Origin of the sequence: Streptomyces sp. NPDC002809 (genome assembly GCF_040295435.1) — a bacterium.
GTDB lineage: Bacteria > Actinomycetota > Actinomycetes > Streptomycetales > Streptomycetaceae > Streptomyces.
Map to the genome: position 1 here is coordinate 1 of NZ_JBEOVJ010000148.1, position 8913 is coordinate 8913.

Here is an 8913-nt window from a genome sequence, read left to right on the forward strand (position 1 = left end):
CGACAGTCAGGGCCCGGCCGGTGACGGCCGGGCCCTGACTGTCGCGGTGCCGGTCCCGCTTACTTCTTTTCCTTCTTCTGGTCCTCGATGGACTTGCGGACCTCGTCCATGTCCAGCTTCCTGGCCTGGCCGATCACGTCCTCCAGCGCCGCCTCGGGCAGCGCGCCCGGCTGCGAGAAGACGGCCACGTTGTCACGGACGATCATCAGCGTCGGGATGGACCGGATCTCGAAGGCCGCCGCCAGCTCCTGCTGGGCCTCCGTGTCGACCTTGGCGAAGACGAGGTCCTCGTGACGGTCGGACGCCGAGTCGTAGACCGGCGCGAACTGCCGACACGGGCCGCACCAGGAAGCCCAGAAGTCGATCAGGACGAACTCGTTCTCGCTGACGACCTGATCGAAGTTTTCTTTGGTGAGCTCTACGGTGCTCATGCTCTGCTACCTCTTCCTGTGACCGTATCGACGTGTCCGGCACAACGGTGACCGTGCTTGCGCTATTCCGCCTGCCCATGTGGCCGCCGCGCACACCCATGACAAGAATGGCCCCATGACACATGCTGTGGAGCCTGTCGCGTACGACGTCGTGGTCATCGGTGCCGGTCCGGTGGGTGAGAACGTGGCCGACCGTGCCCGGGCCGCCGGGCTGAGCACCGTGATCGTGGAGTCCGAGCTCATCGGCGGCGAGTGCTCGTACTGGGCCTGCATGCCGAGCAAGGCCCTCCTGCGCCCCGTCGTCGCCCGTGCCGACGCCCGCCGCGTCCCGGGCCTCGCAGGCGCCGTACAGGGCCCTCTCGACACCGCCGCCGTGCTCGCGCACCGCGACACGTACGCCTCGCACTGGAAGGACGACGGCCAGGCAGCCTGGCTGGAGGGGATCGGAGCCGACATCTACCGGGGCCAAGGCCGGCTGACGGGCCCCAAGGCGGTCACCGTCACGGCACCCGACGGTACGGAGCGCCGGCTCACGGCCCGGCACGCGGTGGCCGTGTGCACCGGCAGCCGCGCCGTGGTGCCCGACCTGCCGGGCATCGACGGGGCCCGCCCCTGGACCAGCCGGGAGGCGACGAGCGCCAAGGAGGTACCCCGCCGTCTCATCGTCGTGGGCGGGGGAGTGGTCGGCGTGGAGATGGCCACCGTCTGGGGCGCCCTGGGAGCCGAGATCACCATGCTGGTGCGCGGCAAGGGGCTGCTGCCCCGCATGGAGCCGTTCGCCGGTGAGCTCGTCTCCGACGCGCTGACCGACGCGGAAGCCGACATCCGTACGGGCGTCTCGGTCACCTCCGTACAGCGCTCCGCACCGGACGGACCGGTCACCGTCGTACTCGACAACGGCGAACAGATCGAGGGCGACGAGATCCTCTTCGCCACGGGCCGCGCTCCGCGCACCGACGACCTGGGCCTGGAGACGGTCGGCCTGAAGCCGGGGGACTGGCTCACCGTCGACGACAGCTGCCGGGTCGAGGGCATCCCCTGGCTCTACGCCGTCGGCGACGTGAACCACCGGGCGCTCCTGACCCACCAGGGCAAGTACCAGGCCCGCATCGCGGGCGCGGCGATCGCCGCCCGCGCCCAGGGCGACCCGCTCCTGGAGACGGACCGCTGGGGTGCGCACGCGGCCACCGCCGATCACGCGGCCGTCCCGCAGGTCGTCTTCACCGACCCGGAGGCCGCCTCGGTCGGCCTCACCCTCGCCGAGGCGGAGCGGGCCGGCCACCGCGTCCGGGCCGTCGACCACGACCTCGCCGCGGTGGCCGGCTCCGGCCTGTACGCGGACGGCTACCGGGGTCGCGCCCGCATGATCGTCGACCTGGACCGGGAGATCCTCCTGGGCGTCACCTTCGTGGGTCCGGGCATCGGCGAGCTGCTGCACTCGGCGACGATCGCGGTCGCGGGAGAGATCCCCATCGCCCGTCTCTGGCACGCGGTCCCCGCGTACCCGACGATCAGCGAGATCTGGCTCCGGCTGCTGGAGACCTACCGGGGAAACTAACAGGTCGTTGCACAAGGCCCGTGAGGGGACGGGATGCGGGGACGCTCGCTTTCGTCCGTAGGATCACTCCATGCCTGCTGACGAACGCGTGTCCCGGTCCACGTTCTCCGGTCGTATCCAGCCGATATCAGCTCCTCAGTCGATGCCGGAGCTGCCTCAGCGGATCTGGTCAGATGAAGACTGGAAGCGGATCCAGCTCGGCTACGCGTCGCGGGACATGGACGAGAAGTGGGACGTCTTCACGGAGGGCGACGTCGTCTTCCTGCACCGAAGCTGGACTGGCAATGGAACCTTCGCGGCGACCTTCGCGCCTGTTGGTGGCGGTGGCGGTGGTGGATGGCGGATCGGCAGTGCCGTAGTCGAACGTGACGCCGACCGCTATCGAGGAACGGACGATGCCTACGACTGCGTCATGCTTGAGTTGGTGATCAGCGCCATCGTGCTTGGCGAGCCGGCGACAGATCTCCGTTCGAAGTTGGTCGAGTTGGTGCGTCGGGAGTCGGGTTCCGATGCTCAGGCCGGGCTGATTCAGCACAGCGCCCTGGGGCTGCGCTCGGACTCCTAACCGGTCGCTCTGGTGCCGCGGGACAGACGTCGAATGCAGATCAGGCTGCAGGCCGGTTCGAGCAAGCCTTGGTGAAGATCTGCGCGTCGTTCGTAGCGGGTGCGGAGCTGTTTGAACTGGTGGAGCCAGGCGAAGGTGCACTCGACCACCCAGGGAACCTTGCCCAGTCCGGAGCCGTGGGGCGATGCCGCGTCGGGCGATCACGGGTTTGATGCTGCGTTTCCAGAGCGGGCGGCGGTACTTGTCGAAGTCGTGGCCTCGGTCGGCATACAGGAGCCGGGGCTTGTGGCGGGGGTGCCCCCGCAGACCTCGGATCGACGGGGCGGCGTCCAGCAGCGGCAGGAGCCGGGTGACGTCATGCCGGTTTCCACCGGTGAGTGTGACGGCGAGCGGGGTTCCGTGGCGGTCGACGATCAGGTGGTGCTTCGAGCCGGGACGGCCACGGTCCTTCGAACACCAACCCTCGCCGTAGGACATTGTGTACTGCGGTACCAAGCAGGGGTGTTCGGCCCCGTCGCCTCGATACCGACGGCCTGGCGGCTGCTCGCCGACGTTGACGAATTCACTGCGCTCGCAGTCTTCCCGCTCGCTCAGCGGTGATCAGTTTTGCTGTGAATGACCCAGTTCGGACAGATCGCTGTAGAGGCGGTTCAGCGCGTACGCGCCCAGGCCGAGGCCCTGGTCGATTCGGCGTCGTGCGGCTGGGTTTCTGTAGTGAGGTTCCAGCAGCAGGAAGAAGTCCTCTGCGTGTTGTTCGTCGACTTCGGAGTGGAGGCCGTAGTGCATCAGGTCGGCTTGAGCGACCCAACCGCGGTTCACAGCCGCGTTGCCCGTGATGGCCGATACCGAGGCGAATGCGTACTCGATCGCGCCCATGCAGCCAATTCCTACCTGCGGGTCCTCCCACGTACACACCGCACTGAGAACGCTGTTGTACGCGTGGACGGCCGGCATCATCTTTAGGCCGTTCAGCCGTACGGTGTCGCTGCCGATGCTGGCCAGAAATCCGCGGAAAGTCTCGTGATGGAATTCCTGAGGGCGGAATCCGCCGTGTTCTTCCACGACATTGCCCAGGATGCCGATGCGATCCGCGGGGTGCTCGATCCGGGACACCAGCGCAGCCATCGGGCGGGCGAAGTAGGTGACGGCGAAACCTAGTTGCTCCTGGCTTGTGCGGAAGTGCTCCAGCGACATGCTTCCGTCCACCAGCGTTCGGAAGTATGGATTGTTCAGGACACCGGTCTCGGTGACGATGTGCTTGGCGTGCGCTGTCACCAGCGGGGCCTTGGTTGTCTGCAGATGGGTGGTCACGGGCGCTTCTCCTGGCGTGTTGTTCCCTGAGCGCGGCTCGATGCGGGACCGGCGGAGCCCCACTGATCGCCGGTGCCGAGTGGAATCAGCACCCGACGGCGAGGGGCTCCGGACGAGAGGACACTGTCCGGTTCTGCCGGCTCAGGAACGCAGGGCTCCCAGGAGGCGGTGACCTCGGTCGTTCGGATCGGAACTGCTGTGGAACACGCGAATGGATGCTCTCAGCTCGTCGGTTGAGATGGAGCCGGAGCTGTCGGTGTCGATGTCGGCGAACGACACGTCGATGTCTTCGTCGCTCAGCGCGAAAGAGGACTGAAACAGGCGCTTGAACTCGGACTTGTCGAGTTCGCCGTCTCCATCGACGTCGGCGGTGGCCACGAAGACCTTTGCGGACGGCGTGACAATCCGGGCGTAATCATCTGGCTTGTCCCCCAGGCTGGCAAACCCGGCCAGGAATTCGTCGCGTGATACGACGCCGTCCCCGTCTGTGTCCATAGGGGCAAACAATCTCTTCCAGTACTCCAGAAGGGATCTCTGCAGTGCGTTGGCGGGGGCGGTTCCTGGCGTGAGCTTGAATTCCCGCGTCGTGCGGCCCACCCAGGCGTACACGTCAGTTTCGCTGACCCACCCGTCGCGCTCGTTATGGAACACGTTGTAGTAATGCTGGGCCTTGCTGTGGATAATGGATTTTTCCGGCATACGAAGACCTCGAATTATATTGTTCGGTGGGTGAATTGAGTACCCGCCGCGACCCGGTCCACGAGCAATGACTCGTAAGCACAGGGTGGCATCGTTTCCCTTCCCGGGTGCCCGTACCAAAGCTTCACCGCTCATTCGAGTGAGTATTTCGACCTGGCGGTTTCAGCCCGGTCCAAGGGCGTGGCGCCGGCGCGACCGCGATCCGGCGGTGGATTCCCTCAAGCAGGTTCCGCATCGCCGTGCGGAAGATTTCAGTCCGGCGGTCACCGAGGAAACAGTCTGGCGGTCACCGAGGAAAGAGGTGTCCCCGAACACCTCAAGGGCGACCAGGCCGGCTCCCCCCGCACCCCGCCCGCACCTCGAGTTCGTCCAGGACCACACGGTGGAGACGGGCCCGGACCTGGTCCGCGCTCCATCTGGTGAACCGCCGGTAAACCGTCTGCCAGGCCGGACTGATCACTGGTGGGAGCTGCCTCCACGTACAGCCCGAGGTGGCCACGAAGATGACCGCCGCCAGAACCTCACGGTCGCCGGCCCGACGGCGGCCTCCGTCCTGCGGACGCTTCACCTCCGTAGGCCGCACCACCCGTCGGGACAACACCCACAACTCATCCGTCACCAACCGCTCAACCGGATCTGTGATGCACAGCTCAACGAATGATCACGCCATAAGAGGCGAGGCCTGAGGGCCGTCCCATAATTCCTGGCGGGCGCACGGCGACAGCTACAGCACGTCTCGCCCGTAGCCTCAACGGTACGGGGGACCTCCTCCACAACGGGGGACCCCTCCAGGTCGGGACGCCCGAGTACATCCAGGATTCGGGCGTCCCTCCGCCTTGCGACGCACCGCATCCGACGCCGCGCGCTGATCCACCAGGAGTGACGGGACAGCCCTTGGCCTCGATCCTTCGTGACGGCCCGTCGGCATGGTCGGCGGACCGTTCCGGCTTCTGCGGGACCTTGTAGGTGTCAGCCTTCCGGAAAGTCCCATTGGTGCAGGTCGGACGCGTTCTCCATGTGACTGGCCAAGAATCGGACAAGCCTCCTGGCGAGCTGCGGGGTCAGCCGTTCTCCCGGCCCGGCAGGGGTGCGCCACCCAGGAAGGCGTGATAGGTCTCGACGGCTTCCGGCTCGATTTCGGGCTCGGAGGGGCCGTAACGGGTGTCGGTACGGTCCCGCTTCGGCCCGGAGATCCAGAACTCCTCATCGGTCTGCACGTCGTAGAAGTTCGCATCGAACATCCCCGGTGCCCGGCGCAGTGTCCTGCCGTGAAAGTACGCAGTGCTCCAGGTCTTCGAGAAGTCCACCCAACCGATCCACGAGGGCCCTCGGTCGGTGTTGTGACCGGTCTTCAACTGGACGAACATCAGACGTCGAGGCATGTGCTCAGGGTCCTGCACGGACCACACCCGTGACCATCCATTTTGCCGGCGCCCACGAAACCCCGCCTCATCGCCGGCAGGCCCGGACAGGTGGGTGCGACTCGATGCAGCCGTTCACCTGGAGAGTGCATCTCTCCCCGCTGCGGGCGAAACCCCTGGCAGCGCCCGTCGTCGCAGATGAGAGGCGCTCTCCGCCCGTCCGACGAAGACCCGCACAGCCCGCTCGTGAAAGTCAGGGGCCAGGGTCCTGCGACCGGGCCGATGGGGCTGCGCTGCAGCCGCCCCGGCCCCGGCGCGCAAGGTGTCGATTGGCCGGGCCAGGCGCGCAAGGTGTCAACTGCCCTGCCCCGGCGTCAGCGGCCGGCCGCAGCGCAGGTTCCACCGCCCCGACCTGCCGCTGAGCTCCGTGAGCATCAGCGGGGCGACGTCGATCCGCCAGAACGCCTGCGGCGGCAGGTCCAGCGCATGGACGACCGCGGCCCTGACCACGGCTGGCTCGACCACCACCAGCACCCGTCCCGGGCCGCTGTCGTCCAGCGAGTCGAGCCACGCCCCCGCCCGTGCGCACAGCTCCAGCAGCGACTCGCCGCCGTGCGGTGAGGTGGCGGGGTCCGCGAGCCAGGCCGCCACTCCGTCCGGCTCGCTCGCGCTCACCTGGTCCAGTCGGGCACCTTTCCAGCGTCCCAACTCCCAGTCCCGGAGCGCATGTTCGGCGGTGGAATCGATCCTCAGTGCGTCGGCCGTCAGGGTGCAGCGCAGGGACGGTCCGTGCAGAGCGCGGTCCGCCGCAGGCAACGTGTCCGCCGCGGCCCGGGTCTGCCGGAGCCCCGAGTCGTCGAGCGACGCGTCACCCGCGAACCGGGCCTCTCGCAGCGCGGCGTTCATCGCCGGTGAGATCAACATCACCCGTACCGTCATACCCGCTCTCAACTCCCTGAACTGTGGCCACTTGGCCAAGCACACCATGGCATCCAAGGCCCGCGGGCCTGCCCACGGGCACCATGGCGGTGCCCGCTCGCAGGCGGTATGGTCGCGGCAGCATGACGAAGGTGTGACGGAAGTCCGGTGAGAATCCGGCACGGTCGCGCCACTGTGAACCCGTATCTGTGCGGGAAGTCAGACCCAGCACCTTCGTCTCAGGCACCACGATCGGGACGCGTGTTCCCCCAGGAGGTTCTGCCATGGCACAGACTGCTGCCCCCGCCGCCGTCATACCCGCCATCACCCCCATCCCGCTGAAGGCCATCGCCCCTTGGGCGGCCTTTTTCGGCATCCTCATGCTGATCCTGCTGTACTTCGTCGGCGCCGAGCAGGGTGCCACCGCGCTCATCTCGGGCGAAGGCGTGCACGAGTGGGTCCACGACGGGCGCCACCTCCTCGGTTTCCCCTGCCACTGATCCAACCGGTTGACCCAGGGGAACCCCTCATGAACTCCATATCTGTCCGAGCCCTGCTGGTCCGCGGCATGCTGGCCGGCCTCGTCGCGGGTGCGCTCGCACTTCTGGTCGCCTACTTCCTCGGTGAGTCCCGTGTGGACGCGGCCATCGCCCTCGAAGAGACGCACAGCCACGACCACGGCGGTGGTGAGGAACTCGTCAGCCGCACCGTGCAGTCCACCGCCGGCCTCGCCACCGGTGTACTCGTCTTCGGCGTCGCCGTCGGCGGAATCGCCGCACTCGTCTTCTGTTACGCCCTCGGCCGGCTGGGCCGCTTCGGCCCCAGGGCGACGGCGGCGCTGATCGCGGGAGCGGCCCTGCTGACCGTGTACGTCGTGCCGTTCCTGAAGTACCCGGCGAATCCGCCGGCGGTCGGCAACCCGGACACCATCGGCCAACGCACCGCGTTGTTCTTCCTGATGGTCGCTCTCAGCGTCCTGCTGGCCGTGGCCGCCGTCATCCTCGGCAAGCGGCTGGCTCCGCGCCTGGGCAACTGGAACGCCACCATTGCAGCGGCCGCCGGCTACGTGCTGGCGATCGGGCTGGCCTACGCCTTCCTGCCTTCGTTCAACGAGGTCGGAGCGGACTTCCCGGCAGCTCTGCTCTGGGAGTTCAGGCTTGCCACGCTCGCGGTGCAGGTCACGCTCTGGACCACCTTCGGGCTGGTCTTCGGATACCTCACGGACCGACTGCTGGTGCCGAAGCCCGGGGCGGCCAAGGCCACGGACGGTACGGCGAACCGGCCGGCAACCGTCGCAGGCTGAGTCCAGGAGCAACCACTGGCCCGAAAACGCTGACGCGCCGACGCGCCGACGCGCCGACACGGTGTCATGCCGACGCGCGGCCTGACGCGTGCGGCCGGACTCGTGCGGCGTGCCGAGGCCACGCACAACAGAGCCCGCCGGGGAGATCCGGCGGGCTCTGCGGCGTACGGAAGCCGCTTCACTTCAACCCGGCGGGCCCGTCCCAGTCGATCCGGTAGTGCTTCAGCAGTGCGTCCTCCTTCACGAGACGCATGCCCACTGCGGCCATCACGCGCTGGGAGGCGATGTTGTCGAGGTCGGTGTCGCCGTGAACGCACGCGATGCCCCGCTCGCGGGAGAACCGCAGCAGCGCGCGAAGGGCTTCGGAGGCGAACCCCATGCCGCGCGCCGATTCCACGAGTCCGTACCCGATGGTGACGTGCCTCTTCTCGTCGGGCGCCCCGTGAAAGCCGACTCCGCCGATCACCAGCCCGTCTTCGCGACGCTCTATCCCGTAATTCACGAACGGACCGGGGTCGCCGGTGGCCGCACAGGTCTCGAGGAAGCGTGTGGCCGCCGCCATCTCCCCGGGCCAGGGGTAGCCGGGAGCCCAGTGCACACCGTCCGCCGGCCGGCCCGCCGCCACCTTCTCCGCATCGGCAACGGTCATCGGACGGAGGAGCAGGCGTGGTGTGACGAGGTCGGTCATGCCCTGTGGGGTATCACGCAGTACGGCCGGGGGCGGCCCCCCCGGACGCGGGGGGCCCCGCCCCCCGGCCCGCCAGGAC

Annotated in this window: 10 protein-coding genes, 2 pseudogenes and 1 riboswitch; of the genes and pseudogenes, 4 read left to right on the forward strand and 8 right to left on the reverse strand. The window is 67.8% G+C overall.

From position 1 onward, the window contains the following. Positions 1 to 59 precede the first annotated feature (59 nt). Positions 60 to 431, reverse strand: a complete 372-nt coding sequence (trxA, locus tag ABT025_RS38780; protein ID WP_351003460.1) for a thioredoxin — start codon at positions 429 to 431, stop codon at positions 60 to 62. 115 nt (positions 432 to 546) lie between these two features. On the opposite strand from trxA, the gene ABT025_RS38785 reads away from it, so the two are divergent. Together ABT025_RS38785 and ABT025_RS38790 are read left to right on the forward strand one after the other, a co-directional pair. Continuing rightward, positions 547 to 1989, forward strand: coding sequence for a dihydrolipoyl dehydrogenase family protein (locus ABT025_RS38785; RefSeq protein WP_351003461.1), 1443 nt, complete (start codon positions 547 to 549; stop codon positions 1987 to 1989). A 142-nt stretch (positions 1990 to 2131) separates the two neighbouring features. Next, positions 2132 to 2554 (forward strand): hypothetical protein, encoded by a 423-nt coding sequence (locus ABT025_RS38790; protein WP_351003472.1) that lies wholly within the window; start codon positions 2132 to 2134, stop codon positions 2552 to 2554. On the opposite strand, the pseudogene ABT025_RS38795 reads toward ABT025_RS38790, so the two are convergent. From ABT025_RS38795 to ABT025_RS38820, 6 genes and pseudogenes are all read right to left on the reverse strand, one after another. Beyond that, positions 2551 to 3001 (reverse strand): annotated as a pseudogene (locus tag ABT025_RS38795) (IS5 family transposase); the annotation flags it as partial. The gene ABT025_RS38790 and the pseudogene ABT025_RS38795 sit on opposite strands and share 4 nt — an antisense overlap. Before the next feature lie 153 nt (positions 3002 to 3154). Further along, positions 3155 to 3865 carry an iron-containing redox enzyme family protein gene (locus tag ABT025_RS38800; RefSeq protein ID WP_351003462.1) on the reverse strand — a complete coding sequence of 237 codons (711 nt, stop codon included), beginning with the start codon at positions 3863 to 3865 and terminating at the stop codon, positions 3155 to 3157. 141 nt (positions 3866 to 4006) lie between these two features. After that, positions 4007 to 4564, reverse strand: coding sequence for an EF-hand domain-containing protein (locus tag ABT025_RS38805; protein ID WP_351003464.1), 558 nt, complete (start codon positions 4562 to 4564; stop codon positions 4007 to 4009). Positions 4565 to 4895: 331 nt separating this feature from the next. Next, positions 4896 to 5207: pseudogene (locus ABT025_RS38810) on the reverse strand (transposase); the annotation flags it as partial. A 418-nt stretch (positions 5208 to 5625) separates the two neighbouring features. Next, complete coding sequence (locus ABT025_RS38815; RefSeq protein WP_351003465.1) at positions 5626 to 5946, reverse strand: hypothetical protein; 321 nt, start codon at positions 5944 to 5946, stop codon at positions 5626 to 5628. Between the two features lie 333 nt (positions 5947 to 6279). Then, entirely contained in the window at positions 6280 to 6864 is a 585-nt protein-coding gene (locus ABT025_RS38820) for a histidine phosphatase family protein (protein ID WP_351003467.1), read from the reverse strand. A 124-nt stretch (positions 6865 to 6988) separates the two neighbouring features. Then, a riboswitch (adenosylcobalamin (AdoCbl) riboswitch) is annotated at positions 6989 to 7082 on the forward strand. Between the two features lie 45 nt (positions 7083 to 7127). On the opposite strand from ABT025_RS38820, the gene ABT025_RS38825 reads away from it, so the two are divergent. Together ABT025_RS38825 and ABT025_RS38830 are read left to right on the forward strand one after the other, a co-directional pair. After that, the gene (locus tag ABT025_RS38825) at positions 7128 to 7343 is read left to right on the forward strand and encodes a CbtB domain-containing protein (protein WP_351003469.1); all 216 of its coding nucleotides are present in this window, start codon (positions 7128 to 7130) and stop codon (positions 7341 to 7343) included. 29 nt (positions 7344 to 7372) lie between these two features. Next, on the forward strand, positions 7373 to 8146 hold the full coding sequence (locus tag ABT025_RS38830) for a CbtA family protein (protein ID WP_351003470.1): 774 nt from the start codon (positions 7373 to 7375) through the stop codon (positions 8144 to 8146). A gap of 178 nt (positions 8147 to 8324) precedes the next feature. Here the strand turns inward: ABT025_RS38830 and ABT025_RS38835 are convergent, their stop codons facing one another. Then, entirely contained in the window at positions 8325 to 8834 is a 510-nt protein-coding gene (locus ABT025_RS38835) for a GNAT family N-acetyltransferase (protein ID WP_351003471.1), read from the reverse strand. Positions 8835 to 8913: the final 79 nt, after the last annotated feature.